Origin of the sequence: Chitinophaga sp. RAB17 (genome assembly GCF_052114225.1) — a bacterium.
GTDB lineage: Bacteria > Bacteroidota > Bacteroidia > Chitinophagales > Chitinophagaceae > Chitinophaga.
Genome location: NZ_JBFREI010000023.1, coordinates 16,580 through 40,959 on the forward strand (window position 1 = coordinate 16,580; position 24,380 = coordinate 40,959).

At 47.6% G+C, this 24,380-nt stretch carries 17 protein-coding genes; 16 read left to right on the plus strand and 1 reads right to left on the minus strand.

Features of this window, described 5'->3' with window-relative positions; all coding sequences use genetic code 11:
* The first annotated feature begins 414 nt into the window (after positions 1-414).
* The 15 genes from AB4Z08_RS35345 (at position 415) to hisD (ending at position 20,887) form a co-directional block, all read left to right on the plus strand.
* Entirely contained in the window at positions 415-1,014 is a 600-nt protein-coding gene (locus tag AB4Z08_RS35345) for an RNA polymerase sigma factor (RefSeq protein ID WP_441578491.1), read from the plus strand.
* Positions 1,015-1,132: 118 nt separating this feature from the next.
* On the plus strand, positions 1,133-1,573 hold the full coding sequence (locus tag AB4Z08_RS35350) for a MauE/DoxX family redox-associated membrane protein (protein WP_441578492.1): 441 nt from the start codon (positions 1,133-1,135) through the stop codon (positions 1,571-1,573).
* Positions 1,570-1,869 carry a hypothetical protein gene (locus AB4Z08_RS35355; RefSeq protein ID WP_441578493.1) on the plus strand — a complete coding sequence of 100 codons (300 nt, stop codon included), beginning with the start codon at positions 1,570-1,572 and terminating at the stop codon, positions 1,867-1,869. Before AB4Z08_RS35350 ends, AB4Z08_RS35355 begins: the two co-directional genes overlap by 4 nt.
* Before the next feature lie 80 nt (positions 1,870-1,949).
* A complete protein-coding gene (locus AB4Z08_RS35360) occupies positions 1,950-3,140 on the plus strand; it encodes a FecR family protein (RefSeq protein WP_441578494.1) in 1,191 nt (396 codons plus the stop codon).
* Between the two features lie 205 nt (positions 3,141-3,345).
* Positions 3,346-6,663 (plus strand): TonB-dependent receptor, encoded by a 3,318-nt coding sequence (locus tag AB4Z08_RS35365; RefSeq protein ID WP_441578495.1) that lies wholly within the window; start codon positions 3,346-3,348, stop codon positions 6,661-6,663.
* Positions 6,664-6,682: 19 nt separating this feature from the next.
* Complete coding sequence (locus tag AB4Z08_RS35370; RefSeq protein ID WP_441578496.1) at positions 6,683-8,488, plus strand: RagB/SusD family nutrient uptake outer membrane protein; 1,806 nt, start codon at positions 6,683-6,685, stop codon at positions 8,486-8,488.
* A 15-nt stretch (positions 8,489-8,503) separates the two neighbouring features.
* Positions 8,504-9,685 (plus strand): glycoside hydrolase family 172 protein, encoded by a 1,182-nt coding sequence (locus AB4Z08_RS35375; protein ID WP_441578497.1) that lies wholly within the window; start codon positions 8,504-8,506, stop codon positions 9,683-9,685.
* 28 nt (positions 9,686-9,713) lie between these two features.
* Complete coding sequence (locus tag AB4Z08_RS35380; protein ID WP_441578498.1) at positions 9,714-11,576, plus strand: sodium:solute symporter family transporter; 1,863 nt, start codon at positions 9,714-9,716, stop codon at positions 11,574-11,576.
* 2 nt (positions 11,577-11,578) lie between these two features.
* Positions 11,579-12,391 carry a glutamine amidotransferase gene (locus tag AB4Z08_RS35385; RefSeq protein ID WP_441578499.1) on the plus strand — a complete coding sequence of 271 codons (813 nt, stop codon included), beginning with the start codon at positions 11,579-11,581 and terminating at the stop codon, positions 12,389-12,391.
* Positions 12,392-12,466: 75 nt separating this feature from the next.
* A complete protein-coding gene (locus AB4Z08_RS35390) occupies positions 12,467-13,774 on the plus strand; it encodes a neutral/alkaline non-lysosomal ceramidase N-terminal domain-containing protein (protein ID WP_441578500.1) in 1,308 nt (435 codons plus the stop codon).
* The gene (locus AB4Z08_RS35395; RefSeq protein WP_441578501.1) at positions 13,771-15,909 is read left to right on the plus strand and encodes a hypothetical protein; all 2,139 of its coding nucleotides are present in this window, start codon (positions 13,771-13,773) and stop codon (positions 15,907-15,909) included. Before AB4Z08_RS35390 ends, AB4Z08_RS35395 begins: the two co-directional genes overlap by 4 nt.
* Positions 15,910-15,925: 16 nt before the next feature.
* On the plus strand, positions 15,926-17,368 hold the full coding sequence (locus AB4Z08_RS35400) for a sialate O-acetylesterase (protein WP_441578502.1): 1,443 nt from the start codon (positions 15,926-15,928) through the stop codon (positions 17,366-17,368).
* 5 nt (positions 17,369-17,373) lie between these two features.
* Positions 17,374-18,525 (plus strand): glycoside hydrolase family 172 protein, encoded by a 1,152-nt coding sequence (locus AB4Z08_RS35405; RefSeq protein WP_441578503.1) that lies wholly within the window; start codon positions 17,374-17,376, stop codon positions 18,523-18,525.
* A gap of 24 nt (positions 18,526-18,549) precedes the next feature.
* Entirely contained in the window at positions 18,550-19,599 is a 1,050-nt protein-coding gene (locus AB4Z08_RS35410) for a glycoside hydrolase family 43 protein (protein WP_441578504.1), read from the plus strand.
* A gap of 4 nt (positions 19,600-19,603) precedes the next feature.
* A complete protein-coding gene (gene hisD / locus AB4Z08_RS35415) occupies positions 19,604-20,887 on the plus strand; it encodes a histidinol dehydrogenase (protein ID WP_441578505.1) in 1,284 nt (427 codons plus the stop codon).
* 97 nt (positions 20,888-20,984) lie between these two features.
* On the opposite strand, the gene AB4Z08_RS35420 is transcribed toward hisD, so the two are convergent.
* On the minus strand, positions 20,985-21,863 hold the full coding sequence (locus AB4Z08_RS35420; RefSeq protein ID WP_441578506.1) for an AraC family transcriptional regulator: 879 nt from the start codon (positions 21,861-21,863) through the stop codon (positions 20,985-20,987).
* Positions 21,864-22,050: 187 nt separating this feature from the next.
* Between AB4Z08_RS35420 and AB4Z08_RS35425 the strand changes: the two genes are divergently transcribed.
* Positions 22,051-24,273, plus strand: coding sequence for a DUF2961 domain-containing protein (locus AB4Z08_RS35425; protein WP_441578507.1), 2,223 nt, complete (start codon positions 22,051-22,053; stop codon positions 24,271-24,273).
* Positions 24,274-24,380 lie beyond the last annotated feature (107 nt).

Here is a 24,380-nt window from a genome sequence, read left to right on the forward strand (position 1 = left end):
ATCCAGCGTTCTATAGTTTTTTTTAATAGATCTGACCAAAAAATGTTTACTGCTATAATAGCAGTGATATGATTGCTTCCTATAACTTGCTGGTTATAACAGTGTTTTAAATTGGCTGTGTCTTGTTATTTTATAATAGACGTTTGTGCAATAGGGATACCCCTAATGTGTATTTTTATTTTTTTTCGGGAGATGGATTTGCCTGGCTTTTCTGCCGGTGTCTGCCAGGGAGAATATGAAAACGAGTGGAAACACGGATGATAGGGTTCGGATACAATGACATGCCCCGAAGCCAATATTGTATCAGAATTTGCTAATTGTTTTGGAGTATCGCCTTTGAGAATCGCTTAATTTGATCGATCAACCTGTAAGTTGCTGTGTGAATATTAAGCAGGGCCAAAGTGCTGTAATCCAATGAAGATAGCTGGTACTATTAACGAAGATATATATGCCATCCGCCTCCAGCAGGGCGATGAAATGGCTTTCCGTTATGTAATGGAGCGTTACTTTCCCATTATCACCGTTTTTGCCAGGAGGTTCATTACGAATCATGCGGTAGCGGAAGATGTGGCGGAAGAAACGTTTATTAAGCTATGGCGGTATCACGAAAAGGTCACTACTTTTCAGTCGTTGAAGGCATTCCTTTATATTACCGCTAAAAATGGTTGTTTAAATGAACTGAGAAAGGAAAAGAACCAGCAATACCGGCACAAAGTATACGAAGCCAACATCGACAGAGAAGAAGATTTTGTTGCCAACGAAATCATCCGGGCAGAAGTGAAAGCCGAAATTATCAGAACAGTAAACAGCCTGCCCGGCAAAATGAAGCGGGTTTTTGAATTAAGTTATTTAGACGGTCTCCCCAATCGTGAAATTGCCAAACAACTCAATGTATCGGTCAATACCGTGAAAGGCCAGAAAGCCAGGGCCCTGGAGCTGGTAAAAGAAAAATTACAGGGCCGCGATATACTGCCTTTTGCTTTACTATTACTGGCTGCCATGCAGAAAGATTGATCAGCTCCCGTTTTTGCCCGGAATGAAAATTATTTTTCCTTTTTTTTCAAAAAGAATTTCCCCCACTAACCCGAAATGATTTCGGTGGTGTATCTATTACATCAACCGCTGATTCCACATGAAAACAAAGTCGATTGTTCTGGAAGTGCTGATATGCTTACTCATTTTATTATTTGTATATGCAAGTCTCAGTAAGCTGCTGGACGGCTACGAATACAGGAAACAGCTGTACAACCAGGCTTTTCCTTCGGTATTTAAACCCGTACTGTTGTGGATGATACCTGGAAGTGAATTGCTGTTAACGGTGTTGCTCATCTTTCCTTCTTCCAGGATACCGGGATTGTATGGCAGCCTGGTTATACTGACCTTATTTACCGGATATATTATACTGGTGAAGCTGCAGTTTTTTTACCGGGTTCCGTGTTCCTGCGGCGGCGTATTGCGCTCGTTGAACTGGACGCAGCACCTGGTATTTAATATCGTTTTTATGCTCATCAATATAGCAGCGATCCTGCTACACAGCAAGTCATTTCATCACCTGGAAATAGTAAACGCATGAAACATTTAAAATTGGCAATGATAGCTACAGCACTGGTGTCGGGCACTGTAGGTGCAATCTTTACAGCCCAGGCGTCACGATCGCATCGGGTAGGACCTTCGTTGCTGAAGACTGTTGGTCCGAAAGAGATCTACACCGGTTCCTTCGTACACGCAGCCGACCAGGACCTGTCGCATTACACTTACATTCCGGCGCCTAATGAAGGTGAATGCACCGCCAGCGATTATGTATGTACCTACGAGCTATTTGGTACGGAAATCCGCACTTTCAATCAGGGAAACCGTTTTGGGCAGTAACCATTTAACCAGCAATACGGTGTGCTGCCAATGAAACGGCATATCAAAAGGTAGTGCACTGTATTTGCTATTGTTTTTCTATGGAAGAAAAAGATGTACATCGGCTATTATATATCGCTGAACTGATTTACCGGCAAAGAGAAGGTGCATTAACCAGCGCAGAACAGGATACCCTGGATGCCTGGCTGGCGGACAGTGAACGGAACCGGCAGTTGTTCCGGGAATTATCCGGCGAAGCGGGAGAGGAGGGAATTGCAGCGGAGATGGAGCTGATAAACTGGCAGGATTCTTTTGACCGGGTATATAACGCTATCGGACAAACGAAAAAGTCACCGGGCTTCTGGTCGCATACATGGCGCCGCGCTGCCGCTATATTTTTATTGATCATGGGGGGCGCACTCACCTGGTTTATATTAAAAAAGGAGCAGACACCCAACATTGCCACGGTAATGCATAAATCAGATGTAGCACCCGGTAGCCGCAAAGCGGTGCTGACATTATCCAACGGGTCCGTAATTGTATTGGATGACGCGCCCGAAGGGGTGGTGGCCAGTCAGGGTAAAACGTTGATCCGCAAATCAGGCAGCGGACAATTGCGCTATGATGCTTCCGGGGCTACTGCCGGTGTCAATGCGTATAACAGCATTACTACACCAAACGGTGGCGAATACCAGGTGGTACTGCCGGATGGTTCGCAGGTATGGCTTAATGCTGCTTCTTCGATCCGTTTCCCTGCCACATTTGCGCATGATGCCCGCAGGGTGGAAATCACCGGTGAGGCCTACTTTGAGGTAGTTAAAAATGGGAACGTACCATTTTACGTGACTACCGGCCATCATCGTATAGAAGTATTGGGTACCGGCTTTAACGTACAGTCGTATCGTAATGACGCCGATATTACCACCACCTTGCTGCAGGGGAGCATTCGTATTGCTGCGGGTGCAAATACACGGATACTTAAACCCGGGCAGCAAACGAAAGTGAATCGCGAAACCCCTGTCAGCATACAACTTATTGAAGATGCGGATACAGAAGAGGCGCTTGCCTGGAGAAATGGAAAATTTATTTTCAACGACACAGAATTACAAACAGTAGTCAGACAGCTGGAACGCTGGTATGATGTCAACATAGATTACACAGGCCTTACCGGTTATCGCTTTAACGGAGAAATACCAAGATCAGCCAATCTCTCCAAAGTATTAAAAATGATGGAACTCACCAGTAATATTCATTATAGAATAAATGACAGGAATATCTACTTGACTAAATAAGAGAAACAGAAAAGCCAAAAAAAAACCGGTAGCGCTGGTACGCTGCCGGTGAATGTCAGGCTAAACGGGACTTCGTATCATTAAAATCCTTCAACCTTAACATCGCAAATGTATGAATTTTAACATTCATGGCAAGGATCCTCTGCGCCTGTACAAATTGATAGCGGGGAACTGCTTTATCAACCATTCCAAAGCTCTTCTGGTTATGAAATTTACAGCTTTATTACTCACGGGCATTTGTCTGCAAACCAGCGCCACTGGATACTCTCAGCAGGTGACATTGTCGGAGCGTAATGTGCCGCTCAAGAAAGTGCTGCAGCAAATCAGCAAACAAAGCGGCTACACTTTTTTTTATGATGCACGTTATCTCGATGATGCAAAGCGTGTTAACCTGGAGGTGACCAACACACCGGTGGAAAAAGTGCTGGCAGAATGTTTCAGCGGACAACCCTTTACCTATGAAGTACTGGACCGCACTATTATCGTCAAAAGAAAAAATGTTACGGAGAACGTTGGTGAATCCACTCCCGCCCGTAGTTGGGTGCTGTCAGGAAAAGTTACCAATGAAAAAGACGAGGTGCTTCCGGGCGCCACTATCAAAGTATTAGGTACTGCAAAAGGAGTGGTAACAGATGTATTCGGGAAATTCCTGATTGAAGTAGGCAATGAAAATGATTCGCTGTCTGTTACCTTTATCGGCTACATCACACAGGTAATCCACCCGGGCAACGCAAAAAGTATCACGGTGAAATTATTACCTGACCTGGAAAACCAGAAACTGAACGATGTAGTGATCGTAGGATTTGGTAAACAAAAGAAAGTGTCTGTTACCGGCGCTGTTGCGACCGTAAAAATCAGTGAGGTACAGCAATCAGCTACTGCCTCTTTATCAAATGCTATTGGTGGCCGGTTACCAGGTATTATTACGCGGCAGTCTTCCGGTGAACCCGGCTATGACGCGGCCAGCGTATTTATCCGGGGTTTCAGTACCATTAACGGAAACAGGGCGCCGTTAATCCTGGTAGATGGGATCGAACGGGATATGAATAACCTGAACGTGCAGGAAATAGAAAGTTTCTCTGTGCTCAAAGACGCATCTGCTACCGCAGTGTATGGTATACGCGGCGCTAATGGTGTGATCCTCATCAACACCAAAAGAGGCGTGGAAGGACGACCAAAAGTATCTTTCCGCACTGAAACAGCCCGGTTGACTGCACTACGTTTACCTAAGTATATCGACAGCTATGAATATGGAATCCTCTGTAATGAAGCAATGGCCAACGTGGGAAAGCCCGCTTTTTTTTCGCAGACAGAACTGCAGAAATTTAAAGATCAGTCCGACCCATACCTCTATCCCAATGTAGACTGGATCAGTACTACCTTAAAAAAGAATACGCTTCAAACGATCAACAACCTTAGCCTGGTAGGCGGTAATCAAACTTTCCGCTATTTTACCAATGTTGGATTTACCCTGGTAGATGGCATTTATAAGGAAGACCCTACAGTTCCCTATAAAACCAACAGCAGCATGAAACGATACAATTTCAGGTCTAATGTGGATGTAAACATCAGCAAAAATCTGAAAATGGATCTGAGTTTGGGAGGGATCATTCAAAATTCCAACTATCCCGGCGCCTCTGCCGGCGCCATTTTCGAATACCTGCGCTGGACGCCTAACAACGCTTTCCCTATAAAAAATCCCAACGGATCCGTACCGGCAAAAAATGGCTTCCTGAATAGAAGTCCATATGTAGTGAGTACGCAAACGGGTTATGAAAAACAATTCCGGAACAACATCCAGAGTTCCCTCGGAGCCACCTGGGATCTTTCTTCCCTGGTGACACAAGGGCTATCTGTAAGAGGATTGTATGCATTTGACTTTTACAACTTCATGCGTAATACCCGTTTCAAAGTACCAGCCACTTTCCAGTACCTGGGTAAAGACGCAAACGGAGAAGATAAATATGTTCCGATTGGCGGAGAACAGGCATTGGGCTATGGCACCGGGTATGATGCCAACCGTGCTTCCTATCTCGAACTGTCGGCCAATTACGACCGGGCATTTGGAAAACACCGTATCGGAGGATTGATTCTCGGAAACAGAAGGGAATATGTAAATCTCTCTGCAGGTAACTCTATCGGTAATATTCCTTTCAGAAGACAAGGGCTGGCCAGCCGTGTAACATATGATTACGACAGCAGGTATTTAGTGGAGTTTAACGGAGGGTATAACGGATCAGAAAATTTCCCCAAAGGGAAAAGATATGGTTTCTTTCCCTCCGGTGCATTGGGCTGGGTAGTATCCAATGAACAATTCTGGAATAAAGCGGTCATCAGCTCTCTGAAGATAAGAGGCTCCTATGGCAAAGTAGGAAATGATCAGATAGGGGGAGACCGGTTCCTGTTCCAGAGTACTATCAATAAGAATGCTCCCGGCAGTTATTTGTTTGGCGATAACCAGACTTATCAGACCGGTTCCTTCCAGGAAAACCTGATAGGCAATCCAAATGTAACCTGGGAAGTAGCTACCAAAGCGAATGTGGGAATAGACCTGGAAATGCTGAATGGAAAGATTACCCTCACAGTAGATGCCTTTAAAGAACGTAGAAGTGGTATCCTGATCCGGCGTGGACAAATTCCAATATCGGCCGGTTATCCCGGTGATATCATTCCATATGCCAACCTTGGTATTGTCAACAACAAAGGAATTGATGGCAGTCTGGAAATAAAGAACCAGACAAAGTCAGGGTTTTACTATTCCTTCCAGGGCAATTTCACCTTTGCCCATAACCTTATCATAGAAGATGATTCGCCGGTAAGGCCATTGTCTTATCAGAACAGCCGGGGACAGAGTATTGACCGGCCTTACGGTTATGAAGCCATCGGCCTTTTTAAAGACCAGGCGGATATAGATAAAAGTCCTTCACAAACAACGCTGCAGGCGATTATCCATCCCGGCGATATTAAATACAAGGATCTGAATGGCGATGGTGTTATCAACGCCAATGATCAAACCTATTTTGGCTTTCCCCGGAATCCTGAACTGATGTTCGGATTTGGAGGCACCATAGCCTGGAAAGGTATTGATATGAGTATATTTTTTACCGGCGCAGCCAGAACAAATTTATTCCTGCAGGGCCGATCCACTTTTGCATTCCTGGATGGAGTAGACACTTATAATGTGATGAGAGAATATTATGATAACCGCTGGAAACCGGGGGCTGACAATACCAATGCAAAGTATCCTTCTGTTATTGATGTGAAGAGCACCAATAACTATATCACCAACACCCTGTATATGAAAAACGGGAACTACCTGCGGCTGAAATCTGCGGAAATAGGATACTCATTCAACCAGGCATTAATGAAGCGGATAGGTATTGCCAGCATTCGTGCATTTGTGAATGGTACCAATCTCGCGATCTGGGATCATATTAAAGTGGTGAATCCTGAAAATGATAATGGAGAAGGTACCTACCCATTGCAGAGCAGTATCAATATTGGTGCGCAGGTGAATTTTTAAAAGCAGTAAAATGAATCGCATGAAAGCAATGATCAATTCGTTGATATTCCTGATCCTGTTAATGACGGGGATATCCTGTAAAAAAGATTTTCTGGATAAGGCACCGGATGATGATCTCACTATTGAACAGGTATTTGCCAATAGAGATTATGCCAGTAATTTTCTGACAAATGTATACGCCCAGTTGCCCCAGGAAGCAATATGGCCGGACAATGCACAAAATCCATATCATGGAGCTGCCGATGAACTGAAGCAATATTATCCGAATTCATTTTGTAACAGTATGACCTCCGGCGCCTGGGACGCCAACTCTACGGTGATTAATCCATGGGCAAGGAACTATGGTGGTTTACGTAAAGCTAATATATTTATTGAGCATATTGATAAGGTACCGCTGGATCAACTTTATACATCCGCGATGAGAGACCGGCAAAAAGGCGAAGCGATATTTCTGCGTGCGTTTTTTCACTTCCTGCTGGTAAGAGTATATGGTCCTGTTCCTATTGCAGATAGCACACTTACGCTGGATGCAGATTTCAAAGCGCTGCGCCGGCAGCCGCTGGAGACGTGTGTGGCCTACATTGTATCACAATGTGATCAGGCCGCAGCGTTATTACCTGCACGCATTACAGAAGGAACGGAGTATGGGCGTGTGCCAAAATCTGCGGCGCTGGCGCTGAAAGCAAGAGTACTGCTTTACCTGGCCAGCCCGCTGTTCAACGGCAACCCGGATTATATCAATTTTAAAGATAATGAAGGGACCCGGTTATTTCCCGACTACCAGGCTTCCAGGTGGCAGGTGGCAGCAGATGCTGCAAAGAATTGTATTGACCAGACGGAATCTGCGGGATATGCATTGTATACCGCTGCCGGTAATAACCCGGTAAAAAACTACCAGGAACTATTCTATATCAACAATAACAAAGAAGTTTTTTTTGCCAATAACGAAGGCAACTACGATGGGCTGGACGTATATAGTGAGCCGCTGAGCCTTTCCGGGTTTACGCTGAATGCCCCCACACAGGATATTGTAGACCAATATGAAATGGCCAACGGATTACGTCCTATTACCGGCTATACGGCGGATCATTCTCCTATTATCAATCCGCTTTCGGGGTATAAAGAAACAGGATTTTCCGATGTAGCAGGACCTGATAACCTGTATGTAGCCGGCACCAGCAATATGTATGTAAACCGGGAACCCCGGTTTTATGCCAGTATTAACTATTCCGGCGCGGTTTGGAAAACCAGGACAGGAGGGTTGGAGTTTTGGTTCAAAGGGGCCGATGGCAAACAGGCCGCGGGTGGTGGTAATTATGCCGCTACCGGTTACCTGTTGAAGAAATTATCAGATCCCAATTTTGTATGGAGACCCGTGGAGAAAACTACCCTGCGCACCTGGATCTATTTCCGCCTGGGAGAACAATACCTGAATTACGCAGAAGCCCTGAATGAAGCACAGGGACCGGTAGCAGATGTATACAAATATATTAACCTCATCAGAGCACGCGCAGGACTACCCGGATTGCCTGCTGGATTAAGTAAAGATGAAATGCGGGAAAGGGTGCATCATGAAAGACAAATAGAGCTGGCATTTGAATCGCATCGGTATTTCGATAATCATCGCTGGAAAATGTCGGAGACCATTGATAATACCAACATCTATGGTATGAGCATTTTCGAAGGACAGTCAAAAACAGATCCTGCCTTTTTTAAAAGAGCGGTCGTAGAGCGCCGGATTTTTCAGAAGAAGCATTACCTGTGGCCGATGCTGAAAACAGAAACAGACAAGAACCCTAACCTGGTACAAAATCCAGGGTGGTAATAAAAATAAAAGATGATGAAACGATGGCTATTATTGATCCTGCTCCCATTAAGTGTAAGGGGGCAGGAATTATATCACTTTCCCACGGATACGGATACACGCTGGATCAGCTTTGAGAACCGTAACGGCGACAAAGGTAAAGGCGGTATGGAAAACAAAGGCGCCAAAGGGCATGCCTGCGATACGCTGAAAGCCGGTAGCAGTGTTACTTTGATGGACTATGAAGGCGCTGGTGTTATTAACCGCATCTGGCTTACCACTTCGCGGGAAGCGGTAATACTGCGCTCCGTTCACATAGACATGTATTGGGATGGGGCCACCAAACCCGCCGTGTCTGTACCCCTGGGCGATTTCTTTGGTATAGGGCTGGGGCGCAAAACACCTTTTCAGTGCGCCCTGTTTTCCGATCCGGAAGGAAGATCGTTCAACTGCTACATTCCTATGCCTTTTAGAAAACACGCCAGGATTGTCCTGGTGAATGAATCAACCTCCTCGCATTTATTGTTTTATGATATCAGCCTCACCCGCCTGAAAAAGCAGCCTGCCGACCTGTTATATTTTCATGCATACTGGAGCAGTAATAAACGTACGGCTTTGGGAGATGATTTTGAGTTGTTGCCTGCTGTCACCGGCAGGGGCAGGTACCTCGGCAGCAATATGAGTGTGATCGCAGATAAAGTGTATGGTAATAGCTGGTTTGGAGAAGGAGAAGTAAAAGTATATCTGGATGGTGACAAAGATTTTGCGTCGTTGGTAGGTACCGGCACAGAAGACTATATCGGTACCGGCTGGGGACAGGGTGCATTTGCGCATCTCTACCAGGGTTGCCCGATAGCAGATGATAAGAAGAAGCAATGGGCTTTTTACCGGTACCATATTCCGGACCCTATCTGGTTCCATACCGGTTGCAGGGTGAGTATTCAGCAGATAGGCGGCACCGGGAGGGATGAACTGCGGGTTATTTCCAAAGCCGGCGCCCGCCAGAAACCGGTTACGGTTACCACGCCGGCAACGGTGGTGAAAATACTGGAGGACCCGGCTTATCCGGATTTATTTGACGAACGTTTTCCCAATGGCTGGGTGAATTTTTACCGGTTAGATAATTATACGGCAACGGCTTATTTCTACCTGGACAAACCAGCAAATAACTTACCTGCGCTGGCGCCATTGGCGGAACGGCTGGCAGGCATTCTTTAACAACGCTTAGGGCTATACGCTATTCAATATGAACTGGAATCAACCGGATATCTGGATTGTGATCGGCTATTTATTACTGATGCTGGGGATGTCGTTCTGGCACCGCCGTTTTTCGGGCAGCAACCTGGAAAACTTTTTCCTGGGCGGCCGTAAGGTGCCCGGCTGGCTGAATGGCATCTCTTATACGGCGGCATTGGTAAGCCCGGATGCGGCTACCGGTTATGGTGGTTTAGGTGTGGTAACAGGTGCATTTATTTCCTGGTGGTATCTGAGCCGTTTCGGGTTGGCCCTGTTTTTTGGCGGCGTACTCTTTGCCGTATTCTGGCGCCGGCTAAATCTCTTTACCTCGCTGGAATTTTATGATCTGCGTTTTCAGCCCCGTGCGGCGGCTGCCATGCGTTTATGGATTGCCCTCCGTACTTCCATGATTGCCATGCCTGCATGGACCGGAATTACGTTGTTAGCGGCATTTAAAATCATGGGTCCTGCTTTTGGGCTAACGAAACTGGAAACGCTGTACCTGATTGTGCCGGTTTCCTTTCTCTTTGTTTTCTTTTCCGGTTATAAAGGTGTGGTGATTTCCAACCTGGTGCAGATGATTATTTTCTTTGCAGGTACCCTCACCTTGGCAGCACTTACACTGATACACTTCGGTGGCGCCGGGGCCATGACCGATGCTTTAAGTCATGCTTTCGGCAGTACTCATCCGGAAGTGCTGCAGATCATGCCGCCTGCGCAGCATGATATATTTCCGCTGGCGGCAGCCATGGCCTGGATGCTGGGGCAAAGTATCGGCTACGGCGGGGATGCTGCCCCGATGGGCGGCGCTATGGAAGGACAACGTATTTTATCTACCCGGACTCCGGCGGAAGCACTCACCATGTACGTGGTTACTGCGCTCAGTATGTTCCTGTTATTACTATTGGTGACCCTGCCCAGTATATCCGCTGCCGTTATATGGCCGGAATTACGGGAGGCGGGCGCCGACCTGGAACTGGTATACGGGAAGCTGATGAAAGTGATGCTGCCCACTGGCGCTATGGGCCTGCTGGTAGCTGCAATGATGGCAGCTACCATGTCTACCGTAGGAGATAACCTGAACTTTGGCAGCCAGGTGCTGGTCAGTGATATTTACCGGAGATGGTTTGTGAAGAAAGCCAGCGAAAAACACTATCTGCTGATAGGTAAACTGGGGATGGCCCTGATTCTTTCGCTGGCAGTAGCAGTGGTATTCAATGTCAGCATCATCACAGACGTGGCCATTTTTATGCTGCAACTCAGTGCAGCGGAATTGCCGGCTAACTGGGCGCAGTGGTGGTGGTGGCGTTTTAACGGACCCGCCAGAATGGCTGCCTCTTTTGGAGGCGCCGGCATTTTCTGTATTGTGGTACTGGGGCCAAAACTACTACTATACCTGGGTGTTCCGGGAGCTGCGACACTCGTGCTTCCCTGGTGGTGGCAAACACTGCTGGTAATGGGTATCACTACCATGTTATGGATCATGGTGGCATTGCTTACACCGCCGGAACCCCGGGAATTGCTGACATCATTTTATCTGCGTGCGCGTCCGTTGGGTTGGTGGAAAGGATATCAGCCAGTGAACGAACAGCCCGGAAAAGTATATCCCATAAAACCCATTCTTCGCGGTATAGGCATTGCCGTTATAGGGTTTACGGCTACCTCGCTATTGATTACAGGATTAACACAGTTATGGTTTGCCCGCTATGGACAGGGCATTGCCATGCTAACGGTATCGGCTATCCTGTTTTTTATTTTCCGGAAGATGGCAAACGCCTACCTGGATTTTCTTTCTTCGAGGATTAGCGGGAATAACCCGCTCATAGAAAAACAGTCCTTTCAACATTCACGTCAATATCCTTTAAAAAAATAATTATGGGAACTAAAAAAGAAATCCGGACAAAAGAAGAACATGTGCTGTATTTAGGTGACTGGGTATTTCACCTGGGACCTACTTTTATTGAAACACCTTTCGGCACAGAAACCAAAGATGCAGACCTGCACTTTTACGGAGAGCGGTTAACGGAAGCGCTGGAACATGTGGCAGATGTGAGTACGCTCGCCAATTGGGAGCTGTACCGGCTTGCACCCGGTAAACTCGAAGCATTCCTGGAAGAATCGGTGACGCTAATTATCAGTGATGTGGAAGCAAAATGTTTTCATTTATACCCCAGTTTTTTTGATCGTTCCCGCCGGGAAAACAAAGTGGTTACTTTCCCCGACAGACTTACTTTAATCAAAGACTGGATCAGTGACGGAGGTGGTTTAATGATGCTGGGTGGCTGGTTGTCGTTCAGTGGCGTTCAGGGTAAATCAGGTTGGGGAAGATGCACGCTTACTGAAGCGTTGCCGGTGAATTGTCTCGTAACAGAAGACCTGGTAGAGTCATCTGCGGGCTTCACCGCCGAAGTATTGGTGCCGGATCATCCCGCTGTAAAAGGCCTGCCCTGGGAACAGTTTCCGCCGATATTCGGATACAACGAAGTGAGTGCAAATACCGCCGGGGAAGTGTTGGTACGGGTAAAGGAAACCGGTCATCCGCTCGTAGTAGCCGGTACTTACGGCAAGGGGAGAGTATTAACCTATATGTCTGATCCTGCTCCTCACTGGGGAATCAATTTTGAGTTATGGGAAGGCTATGATGCTTTCTGGCAGCAATCATTGAACTGGGTGAAGAAACAGCATTAAGCGGTCAATGCATGTGCACATCACACACCGTTAAATGTGCAGGCATCAATACGGCATGGCATAACAACAGCAATCATGGAAAATAATTTATTACAGGCAGGTACAGCTATTACAGATATCACCCCGCCGCTGGAAGTAGGGCTGCTGACTTCTTCTGTGGCCGGCACCTACGCGCCTTTTACTTCGGTAAGGCTCCCGTTGAAAGCGAGGGTATTGGTACTGGTATCAGGCAGTGAAAAAGTAGCGCTGGTATCACTGGATCTGCTGGCGCTCAATGATACTTCGGTAGATGGCTGGGAAGATTTCAAAGCGGCCTTGTCAGACAACATTACTCCTGACAATATCGTACTAACGTGTACGCATACACATACCGCACCGGAATCGGTAGCATTGTCGGATTTGTATCTGACAGCTGCATACCGTCAATGGCTGCACGAAATTAAGATACGTATTAGAAAGGCCATCCAACAGGCATTACAGTCAACGAAACCATGTAGCATCAGCATTGGCAGCAGCCGGCTGGAAGGCTACAGTCTGCAGCGCCGGGTACCTACCACCGGAGGTATTACTATGTCTGATGCCCTTCAACCCGTTTCACCCGAGATGATGGAGCGGGAACCCGTTGACCGCCGTGTGCATGCGATCCGTTTTCAGGATAGTAATGGCGCGGCTATCGGGACCATTATTCATGCTGTTTGTCACCCGGTGCATGAAATGTGCCTGCCGCATGTTTCGCCGGATTTTCCGGGGGAATTGTGTATAGCACTGGAAGAAGGAGCGACTATGGAACGGGGCTCCGTCACGGCATCTGCCAATGGAGGCGGGACACGCTCCGCCGCCCACGCTAACAATACGCCGCTGGATTGTGGCGTAGTGATCTTTCTCAATGGGGCCGCAGGTGACATCAACCCACCCACCGTTTCCGGTGGTGCAGATGATGCCCGCCGTCATGGGCAAGCCCTGGCCAATGCTGTGCGGGAAGCAGTATGGATTACACCGGCTGCAGGCGGGTTAGCATTTGAACACCTGGAAATGGATTTTCCCGTTCGTAGTACCGTGAACGTTAGTAACCCACTCGATGCCCTGGCGCGCATAAATGCAGTAGCGATTGGTCCGCTGGCGATTGTTTTTTTGCCAGGAGAACCTTTTACAGATACTGCATTGGAAATAGAATACCGGTCGCCATTTGCTTACACACTGATAGCGGCGTATGCCGAAAATTCCATCGGCTATATTCCAACGGCCGAAGCTTACGAAGCAGGTGGCTATGAAGCCGGACCAGGGAAGTGGTCATTTCTCGAACCCGTAACGGCGCAGTTGATGGAAGCAGCTGCCCTGCATTTACTGGATCAGTTAAATAATAAAACCAGGAAGCGCTTATGAAAAAGAATGTATTGACCGGCGTCATTATTTGCCTGCTTTTTAGCAGCGTGCAGGTATTTGCAAAAGCAAAACCCCTGTTTTTTTGCGGCAGCATAAAAAATGATCTGTACTGGCTTTTGATCACCGAAGGCTTTGTGGTGAACCAGTTTATTAGCCCGGAAGCTACCATTCATGCGGCGTCTGAAGGCGCCGGTGTGTTTATCGTAGCAGATAAATATCCGGTGGTAGATCCGGCTATCCGGCTCACACCTGCTTTATTGCAGGAGGTAAAACAAAAGCATCTGCAACTCTATATCGAGTATCCGGCAGCTTTTCCGGGACTGGACATAGCAAGACCCGTAGAAACAAGACTGGAAAGAGGAGTGGTGACCAGCAATGTTTTTGGCGCCACCTTACCATCCATGAGCGTACTCGGTATTCATAACTGTTATGTGCTGCCGGTAACAGAAGAAAACCCGCTGCTGGTACTTGCGAAGGTGGTAGGGTTTGATAAAGCGGAATATGGCTTGAAAGACACCAAAGTATACCCGCTGCTATTTGAGAAGGATCAGGTATTGGTGGCCACTACAGCACTGAGTAATTTTGAGAGAGGGCGTTACGGACCCGCAGCTGCCATGAAACAGGTATTTACGTATATCCTTTCCCGTATCAGCAGGCATCCGGATGTTGCTATTAAACACTGGCCGATGGATGTGCGTCCGATGTTCGACCGGCACACGCCATTGACAGCCACTGCCCGGTTAAACAGTATTCGTAAAGGAGTAGACTGGTTTTATAAAGGACGTTTTTTTGTGAATCGCGATCTGAAAAGCGACTGGACAAAATTTGGTACCATAGATCCACCGGTAGGTCCTCCGGTGCCTGCTGGTGTGCAGGACGGCAACGGTTCAGAAGGGATCATTGAAGGACATACTTCTACCATTAACTATAACGGTACACAACAGTACCGCTACTGGTTGCGTGCCGATGTTCAGGGAGAAGTAAGTATGGCTTTATCTGCCGCAGGCAGTTTACTGCACAACAAAGACTATCAGCAGCGCGCCCGCAACCTGATCCACTTTTTGCTGGAAACCTCCAATATGCGCTCAGGCGAAAAAAGAGACAGCAACAGCGCAGCTTACGGCTTAATAGCCTGGGCAACCACTAACCCTTCCGTATATACGTTTTATGGCGATGATAATTCCAGGGCTATATTGGGCGTACTGGGCGCTGCCGCCTATCAGCATACCAGTGAATGGGACAAAGAGATGGCCGCCGCCATCCTGGCTAATTTCCGGACTACCGGTAAAGAGGGCTTCCGGGGCGAACGCCTGGAAGAACCGGATATTATAAAGAATGGCTGGCGGTTTTATCAGAACAGATCATTGATTTATACTTCTCCACATTTTGAATCCTGGATGTGGGCGCTCTATTTATGGCTTTACGATAAAACGAAGTATGAACCGTTGCTGGCTAAAACAAAAAACGCCATCAGGATGACCATGGAAGCATATCCCGATAACTGGCGTTGGGGTAGCAGCATGCAAACACAACGTGCCCGCATGATTTTACCGCTGGCCTGGCTGGTACGCGTAGAAGATACGCCGGAGCACCGGCAATGGCTGGACAAAATGGTCAATGAAATTATAAAGTACCAGGATGAAAGCGGAGCTATCCGTGAAGAGCTGGGTGCAAAAGGTAAAGGGCAGTTCAATGCACTCAACGCCAACAAAGACTATGGGACAGATGAAGGATCCCTGATTTATAAGAATGGGGAGAAAGTATCCTGTATGCTTTACACCTGCAATTTTGCCTTATTTAGTTTGAATGAAGCTGCACAGGCTACGGGCGATAAAAAATACAAGGCTGCTGTGGACAAACTGTCTGCTTTCCTTACCCGCATTCAGGTACAAAGCAGGCAACATCCGGATGTTGACGGTGCCTGGTTCCGTGCTTTTGATTACGGACGCTGGGACTACTGGGCATCTAATTCCGATGCCGGCTGGGGTGCCTGGTGTACACTCAGCGGTTGGATTCAGAGCTGGATAGTTACCTCGCAGATCCAGATACAACAAAGGCAGAGTTATTGGGAAGTGACTAAAAAATCTAATATCAATGATCCCGCGCAACTACTCATTGGCAGCATGCTTAAATAGGCATATCACCGTAATCATGATCCGTGGCATTCGTTTATCCGTTGCCGGTATTCGTCTGCCTAAGATCATTACTATATTCATATGGCTGGTCAATGGCTGTATACTCCCTGCTGTGGCTAATATCCGGCTTCCAGCTGTCATTGGCAACAATATGGTACTGCAGCAAAAGGATACGGTAAAGTTATGGGGCTGGGCCGATCCGATGGAGAAAATTAGTATTACTACCTCCTGGGATCAACAAACCTATGCCACCATTGCCTCAGGAGATGCCGGTTGGGAAATGGCGGTTCCCACACCGGCGGCCGGTGGGCCTTTTACCATTACCTTCAAAGGTAAAAACCAGCTCACGGTAAGCAATATCCTGATCGGCGAAGTGTGGATCTGCAGCGGACAAAGTAATATGGAAATGTGTGGGGCATGGGGACTGGCAGATATCAAGGCAGCATTGCCTACGGCAGCCAATGCGAATATCCGTTTTTTTCATATTCCCAAAACCACGGCCACCACTCCCCAAGGTGATGTAGCCGCCAGCTGGACTATGTGCGACAGTAATACCCTGAATACGTTCAGTGCGGTAGCTTATTTTTTCGGGAAGCGATTACAGGAAACGCTGCATGTACCGGTAGGATTGGTGGAAGCCAGCTGGGGAGGTACTTCGGCAGAAGTATGGACGCCCGATAGCATCATCTTCCGGGATGCTGTTTTAAGAGTCGCGGCCAAAGACATACTACCCAGCGGTATGTGTCCCAATAAACCAGGTGTAGCCTGGAATGGAATGCTGTCACCTATCACCAGCTATGCTATTGCAGGGGTTATCTGGTACCAGGGAGAAAACAATACCGGTACATCGGGCACGTATACACGCTTATTTACGGCTATGATAGAAGGTTGGCGACATGCCTGGCGGCGGGAATTACCGTTTTATTTTGTGCAGATCGCTCCATATCATTACCGGGAGCAAAATGTAGGCGCCTTGTTAAGAGAGGCGCAATGGCAAAGCAGCCGGTATCCCAACACCGGTATGGTAGTGACCACCGACCTGGTGAGTAACGTATATGATGTACACCCTGCCAATAAACATGATGTAGGAGCGCGCCTCGCGGATTGGGCACTGGGAGAAACCTATCAGCAACCGGCAGCGCCGTATAAAAATCCATCTTACCAATCACATGTCATCCATCAGCATAAAATGGTGCTATCCTTTGCCCAGGCAACGGAAGGCCTGACCATACACGGAAAAACGGTCACGGAATTATTCATTGCAGGCAACGATAAAGTTTTCTATCCTGCTAAAAGCAGCATAAAAAAGAATACACTTCTTGTCTGGAACGAGGCCGTGAAAGATCCGGTGGCCGTACGCTATGGATTCAGCAACGCCGCTACAGGCAATCTTTTCAGCAACAACGGACTACCGGTAATACCTTTTCGTACAGACAACTGGCCGGTACCCACAAATTAATCATCATGAAATACCTGATCATCTTCCTGTTATTGTTTGCCGCCAACCCGTTGCAGGCACAGGATCTGGGGAGCCTTGCACAAATAAAGGACCACGTAAAAACCCGGCGTATCAGCAGCTACGATAAAGCCGGTGGACCAAATGACAATCTGCAGCATATTGAAAACGGTGGTAAGCGCACACTGATAGACATTAAAGGCGCGGGCATCATTAATCATATCTGGATTACCATGTGGCCGGCGCCGGATAAGTTAAGTCGCAATGATGTAATTATCCGCATGTACTGGGATGGTAAACCCTATGCATCGGTAGCGTCTCCGATAGGTCCGTTTTTCGGACAGGGCTGGAATGAATCCTATTCTTTTACTTCCCTTCCATTAGCCGCCGCGCCGATGGAAGGTACCAGCCTGGTCAGTTATTTTGCGATGCCATTTGCGAGCGGCGCCAGGATTGAAATTGAGAACCAATCCGGCGGAGAAATACAACCATTTTATTATTGTGTGGATTATGTAGAAATGGACAAGCTACCACCCAACACCGGCCGCTTTCATGCCTGGTATAACAAACAGCTGATGGGTTCACAGGACAGCATAGAAAATGAACACTGGATATTTGGCCCGGAAGGAAATAACCGGGATGGAAAAAATAATTACGTGGTGGCCGATATCAAAGGCGAAGGTCAGTTCATTGGATTGAACTATTATGTGCAATCGCCTACACCATTGTGGTATGGGGAAGGCGATGATATGATTTTTATTGACGGCGAAGAAAAGCCGCTCAACGGTACCGGCACAGAAGATTATTTTAATACTGCCTGGGGACCCAAAGTATTATACACACATCCTTACTTTGGATATGCCCGGGTAAACAATGATATCGGCACATTGGGACGTACGCACCTGTATCGTTTTCATATCACCGATCCACTGTATTTCAGCAAGTCGCTGAAGTTCACCATTGAGCATGGTCACAATAATGAAATGACGCTGGACCTGGCCAGTGTTGCCTACTGGTATGCCCGGGAAGCAGCCGCCGTACCCGCTATTCCGGATGCAGCAGGTAGAAAGCCGATGCCGCCGGTGAATTCCTATGATATTCACCGTTGGCGGAATGAATGGCGTAAGAGCCAGGGGAAKGACCCTAAATTATGGAAGTAGTATTCATCTCTTAAAAATTATCAAATGGATAAATTATCCTTGTTGTTAATCTTTCTGATCAACCTTTCCTGTGGCGGGAAAGATAACAATACCGATATAACGCCACCGGTAGTACGAAAAGATACTACCTTTACTAATCCTTTACTGGACGGCGGTGCGGACCCTTGGGTGTTTCAGAAAGATGGCGCTTATTATTACATGAGTACCGCCGGTTCCGGCATCTTTATCCGCAAAACAGGCGCCATGTCGGACCTGAAAAAATCAACTGCGGTAACCGTATGGACGGCCCCCGCTACCGGTCCTAATTCAAAGAATGTCTGGGCGCCGGAATTGCATTACCTGCAGGGTAAATGGTACCTGTATTATACGGCCGGGTCTTCAGGAGATCTGGCTACGCAGCGTACTTTTGTGCTGGAGAATAGTGCCGCAGATCCGCTACAGGGGCTTTGGGTAGATAAAGGAAAGATAGGCGATCCCAATGGCAACTTCTTTTCTATAGACGGAACTGTTTTGCAATACAATAACAAAAATTATTTTATCTGGAGCGGGCAGGTTTCCGGTACCGATATCACCCAGCGTTTGTATATCGCAGAGATGGAAAATCCCTGGACGCTCAAAACCGCCAGGGTACAGATTTCTATGCCACAATACAACTGGGAGAAAAACGGTCAGCCGGTAAACGAGGGGCCGGAGATTTTAAGAAATCCTGCCGGCAAAATATTCCTCATTTTTTCTGCCAGCAGCTGTGGTACGGATGATTATGCATTGGGCATGTTAAGCCTGAAAGAAAACGGCAACCCGTTAAATCCTGCCGACTGGACCAAATCACCGGAGCCGGTATTTGTAAAACAGGTAACCAACAATGTATATGCACCGGGACATAATGGTTTTTTTGTATCAAAAGACGGTAAGGAGAACTGGATCATCTATCATGCCAATGCCCAAAAGGGGCAGGGCTGTGGTGGTGCGCGCAGCCCACGTATGCAACGTTTTACCTGGCATACGGACGGCACGCCGGATTTTGGCGTACCACTGAATCCTTATTATCCATTACTTAAACCTTCAGGAGAATAATGCCATGGCTATTTATTTAAAAAGGGGACAATCCGAAGCTGCTATCAGGCAAACAGATACCAGTATAAAAACAACCGTAGAAAAAATGATCCGGGAAGTGGAGCTGAAGGGGGATGCTGCCGTCAGGGAATATTCTGCCTTGCTGGATAACTGGTCGCCGGCGGCTTTCCAGCTCACTGACACGGCAATTGCAGACATCATTGCCCAAACGCCCGCATCAGTGATAGAGGATATTCAGTTTGCGCAGCAGCAGATCCGCTTTTTCGCAGAACAACAACGCGCCTCGCTGCTGGATATAGAAATAGAAACATTACCGGGCATTTTCCTGGGTCATAAAAATATTCCGGTCAACAGTGCAGGGTGTTATATTCCCGGTGGCAGATACCCTATGGTAGCTTCTTCGCACATGAGTATACTCACTGCAAAAGTAGCGGGCGTGAAACGCGTGATTGCCTGCACACCACCGATCAATGGGAAGATACCACTGGCGACTGTTTGCGCCATGCATTTTGCCGGAGCAGATGAAATTTATATACTGGGCGGGGTACAGGCGCTTTGTGCTATGGCCATCGGCACCGATACGATCCCGGCTGTAGACATGATTGCAGGACCGGGCAATGCATATGTAGCAGAGGCCAAGCGGCAATTATACGGCAGGGTGGGGATTGATCTTTTTGCAGGCCCCACTGAAATCCTGGTGATCGCCGATGAAACAGCCGATGCGGAAATGGTAGCCTGCGATCTGCTTGGACAGGCAGAGCATGGACCAGGATCTCCCGGTGTGCTGATTACCACTTCTATGGCTTTGGCAGCTGAAACATTACGGGAGATAGAAAAGCAACTGAAGGTATTATCTACCGCAGACATAGCCAGGGTCGCCTGGGAAAATAATGGCGCCGTTTTGCTGGTGGCAGACGAAGCAGAAGCCATCCGGGAGGCTGATGCGCTGGCGTATGAGCATGTAGAAGTACTTACCCGCAACCCGCAGGTATTCCTCGATAATATGACCAATTACGGGGCACTGTTTCTGGGGCCGGAAACCAATGTAGCCTATGGAGATAAAGTGATAGGCACCAATCATACCCTGCCCACACGGCAGGCGGCGAAGTACACGGGTGGACTGTGGGTCGGCAAGTTCCTGAAAAACTGTACCTACCAGCGTTGTACGCCCGAAGCCAGCGCGATGATCGGCGAGTATGCGATGCGTTTATGCGACCTGGAAGGATTTGCAGGACACCGGGAACAGGCGGCACTGAGAGTCAGGCGTTACGGTAAAACGTCGGGGTAAATACGGCTAATATGGCGGAGGTCAATCCATCAGGACAGGCCGCGTCCTGATGGCAGCAATACTACCGGCCATCGGTGAGGGAGGTGGAGATTCTCCTTCACCCGGTCTTAGCCTGTACATAAGCTTTCATGTATTGCAGGGGTGTTTTTTTTGTAATGATTTTAAACTGCCGGTTAAAGTTCGATAAGTTATTAAATCCACAGGTATAACCTATTTGTGATACGCTGAGATTATTTTCTATCAACAGCCGGCAGGCATAACCGATCCTGATTTCCAGTAAAAACTGCCAGTAGGTTTTGAGTGTACGTGATTTGAAATACCTGCAGAAAGAATTGGGGCTTACGTTCGCTGCTGTAGCCACATCTTTCAGCGTAATTTTCTGCTGGAAGTTATTAAAGGTATAGGTATAAATCTGGTTGATATTATCGGTGTTGCTGATATTATAGGTATTAGCAAATCCCATACTGGACAGCAAAGTATATTCTTCAGACAGCGCAATCATATGCAGCATGCTCAACAGGTATTCAATTCTTTGTACCTGGCTGGCATGCAGGATCGCTTCCATTTTCAGGCTCACCATTTCCCGGGTGCGGCCGTGTATTTTAATGCCGTTTTTTGCTTTTTTCAGTAAGTCTTTTACTCCTTTCATCTCTGGTAATTCCAGGAAACCGCTGCCCCAGAAATCCGCTTTGAAATGTATCGCAACGGCTTCAATCTGTAAGTCTGGTAGTTCCTGGAAATATATTTCATCACTCCGCCACATATGCGGTAAATCGGCTCCCAACAGAATGAGATCTCCGTCATTAAATCGTTCCATACTATCGCCTACCAGCCGCATGCCACTGCCTTTCCGGATGAGCGTGAGCTCCGTTTCCGGATGGTAATGCCAGTGATTGTAGAGGTAAGGATAAATGTCTTCGCGTATACTGAAAGAATAATTATGACCTGTATCAACCTTGCGCAGAATTGGTTTCATAAAGCAGAATTCATAAATGAATCTAACAACAATTTATCAGGCAAAAAAATGCGATTGCCAATATAGTATAGTAATTAGCCAACGAACGACTTTTTTCAGTCTGCTCAAAGCTGTTACTTTGCAAGTAGCATCGTCTCCACCGCGCTGAGTTAACAAATTAGCTATCATCATTTCCGTCTTTTTCATTATGAATAAAATCTTTACCAGCGTAGCTTTTTGTACGCTGCTACCATTGCTCCTGCCTGCCCAGCGTTTGCAGAAAGCACCAGTCATTCCTGTAGGAGCGGACGCATACCTGATGTGGGATAAATGGCCTATGCAAAGGTTAGGTGTCAGAACATATATGAGGAGTACTTATGACCGTGCAGGCAGCAATGAACATGCAGATGCCGGGCATTTCCTGTTTATGAATGGTGAAAATGAAAATGTGACGCTGGATGTAAGCGGGAAAGGCATCCTCTACTTTTTTCGTGCCAACCACTGGCATGGCAGCCCCTGGCATTTTATCACAGATGGCAATGATCATCCTGTACAGGAAACAGGCACGGCAGATCCGGTGCATGCAAAACGGGATATCTCATCCAGCGTATTTATTCCGGCCATACCTTTCACAAAACCATTGGCATGGACCTGGGCAGATGCCAAAGGCGCTGACCTTATATGGACACCGATTCCTTTTGAACGATCGCTGCGACTGGCTTATTCCCGCACTCACTACGGTACCGGCTATTATATTTATCAGTTGTTTGCAGACACTGCGAATGTTTCCCAACGGATACGCAGCTGGGATATTCAGCAGGCGCCTGATCCGGCCGTAGTGGCACTGCTGAACCGCTCCGGTACCGACATTGCTCCCTTGCACATACAACAACAACGAGGGCATGTTCTTTTGAATAAATCCAGGATATTACTGGCAGATATCCGCCAGCGTAGTACCAGCATAAGAGCTTTTAAGCTGCAGTTGCCACTGGCAAAAGCGGAAAGCCTGGAAAGATTACGCCTGCTCATTACCTGGGACAATGCCCCACAACCTTCTGTAGACGCTCCGTTATGCCTGTTCTTTGGCGCCGGCACGTTGCATAACCGGGATGGCCGGGAATTCCTTGTAAAAGGCTTTCCGATCAATATCAGGTTTGATAGTATACGTCAGCAGGTAACGCTGGCATGTTATTATCCGATGCCCTTTTTCCGCTCGGCCAGGTTTGAGCTGGCAGGAATAACGCCGGATGGCAGTACAACCCTCAGTTATGAAATCCGGTATGAGCGCGGCACTTTATCCCCGCAGTGGAGCAGTTATTTCCATGCCGGTTACCGGGATTTTCCCACAGCCCAACCAGGTGAAGACCTCACGCTACTGGATACACGTGGTGCAGAAGGACAGCCTGACTGGTCCGGAAATTTTGCCGGCACTTCCTTTATTTTTACACATAAAGGCGAACTGGGGACGTTGGAAGGTGATCCCCGTTTCTTTTTCGATGATAGTCAAACGCCACAGGCACAGGGTACCGGCACAGAAGAGTGGGGTGGAGGCGGTGACTACTGGGGTGGAGAAAATATGACTTTACCGTTTGCAGGACATCCCTGTGGCGTAGCAAAAAAAGAACAGGCAAAGGATCCGAAAGATCTGATCCACTCCGCCTACCGCTTCCTGCTGGCAGACCTCATGCCCTTTGGGAGAAATGCGCAAATTAAACTGGAGCATGGTGGCGATAATATGTCCGTGGAGCACTATGAGAGCGTTACTTACTGGTATGGATTACCAGCAGCGTCACTCATAAAAACCGATGAGCTGAACGTAGGCAATACTACCAGTGAAAGTAACCATGCCTGGTATTCTCCGCAGGCTACTGCGGTTGAAAATATTGTTTCCCGTTATGAGCTGGGGGTTGATTCTTTCGTAGTGCGTGGTTCCAGTCCCCGGATAAAACAGGAAGTATATCCTGCCCACACAGAAGATGGCCGTTATACGCAAGGCAGCTCTGAATTTACGGTAAAGCTGGATCCTGCCAATCAGGGCGCCCTGTTGCGCCGTACATTGGATTACAGTCATCCGAATCAGAAAGCAGCCGTGTATATCGCAGATGGACAAGCGGACACCGCAAGCCTGAAATGGACTTATGCCGGGGACTGGTACCTGGCGGGCGCTAATACATGCGTTTTCAGTAATGTACCTAAGGAACTGGATCTCCGTGTGCATAATGTAGTCACGGGTAATCGTCGTTTCCGCGATGATGAATGGCTGGTACCGCCGGCATTGACAAAAGGACGTAACAGCATCCGTGTGCGGCTGGTATTTATACCGGTAGCGCAGCAATTGTACCCAGGTGTTGCGTTTCCGGGTGTTAATGCCTGGAGTGAATTGCGGTATACCGTGTATAGTTATGTAACACCGGCGTTTAAGGTGAAATAGTGGTAAGGGGCAGGTGAACAGCTTTTCCGACAGATAAATACCTGTTTCCGGGTATTTATTATAGCCCGGTTTATGATTACTTTTATTTTTCGGGCTTTCTTTTAGTT

What these genes read in the sequence shown, in the direction of transcription:
- AB4Z08_RS35375 (WP_441578497.1), top strand. Translation starts at nt 8,504, where the DNA reads ATGAAACGATGGCTATTATTGATCCTGCTCCCATTAAGTGTAAGGGGG.
- AB4Z08_RS35365 (WP_441578495.1), top strand. Translation starts at nt 3,346, where the DNA reads ATGAAATTTACAGCTTTATTACTCACGGGCATTTGTCTGCAAACCAGC.
- AB4Z08_RS35360 (WP_441578494.1), top strand. Translation starts at nt 1,950, where the DNA reads ATGGAAGAAAAAGATGTACATCGGCTATTATATATCGCTGAACTGATT.
- AB4Z08_RS35370 (WP_441578496.1), top strand. Translation starts at nt 6,683, where the DNA reads ATGAAAGCAATGATCAATTCGTTGATATTCCTGATCCTGTTAATGACG.
- hisD (WP_441578505.1), top strand. Translation starts at nt 19,604, where the DNA reads ATGGCTATTTATTTAAAAAGGGGACAATCCGAAGCTGCTATCAGGCAA.
- AB4Z08_RS35380 (WP_441578498.1), top strand. Translation starts at nt 9,714, where the DNA reads ATGAACTGGAATCAACCGGATATCTGGATTGTGATCGGCTATTTATTA.
- AB4Z08_RS35385 (WP_441578499.1), top strand. Translation starts at nt 11,579, where the DNA reads ATGGGAACTAAAAAAGAAATCCGGACAAAAGAAGAACATGTGCTGTAT.
- AB4Z08_RS35395 (WP_441578501.1), top strand. Translation starts at nt 13,771, where the DNA reads ATGAAAAAGAATGTATTGACCGGCGTCATTATTTGCCTGCTTTTTAGC.
- AB4Z08_RS35410 (WP_441578504.1), top strand. Translation starts at nt 18,550, where the DNA reads ATGGATAAATTATCCTTGTTGTTAATCTTTCTGATCAACCTTTCCTGT.
- AB4Z08_RS35345 (WP_441578491.1), top strand. Translation starts at nt 415, where the DNA reads ATGAAGATAGCTGGTACTATTAACGAAGATATATATGCCATCCGCCTC.
- AB4Z08_RS35350 (WP_441578492.1), top strand. Translation starts at nt 1,133, where the DNA reads ATGAAAACAAAGTCGATTGTTCTGGAAGTGCTGATATGCTTACTCATT.
- AB4Z08_RS35420 (WP_441578506.1), bottom strand. Translation starts at nt 21,863, where the DNA reads ATGAAACCAATTCTGCGCAAGGTTGATACAGGTCATAATTATTCTTTC.
- AB4Z08_RS35400 (WP_441578502.1), top strand. Translation starts at nt 15,926, where the DNA reads ATGATCCGTGGCATTCGTTTATCCGTTGCCGGTATTCGTCTGCCTAAG.
- AB4Z08_RS35390 (WP_441578500.1), top strand. Translation starts at nt 12,467, where the DNA reads ATGGAAAATAATTTATTACAGGCAGGTACAGCTATTACAGATATCACC.
- AB4Z08_RS35425 (WP_441578507.1), top strand. Translation starts at nt 22,051, where the DNA reads ATGAATAAAATCTTTACCAGCGTAGCTTTTTGTACGCTGCTACCATTG.
- AB4Z08_RS35355 (WP_441578493.1), top strand. Translation starts at nt 1,570, where the DNA reads ATGAAACATTTAAAATTGGCAATGATAGCTACAGCACTGGTGTCGGGC.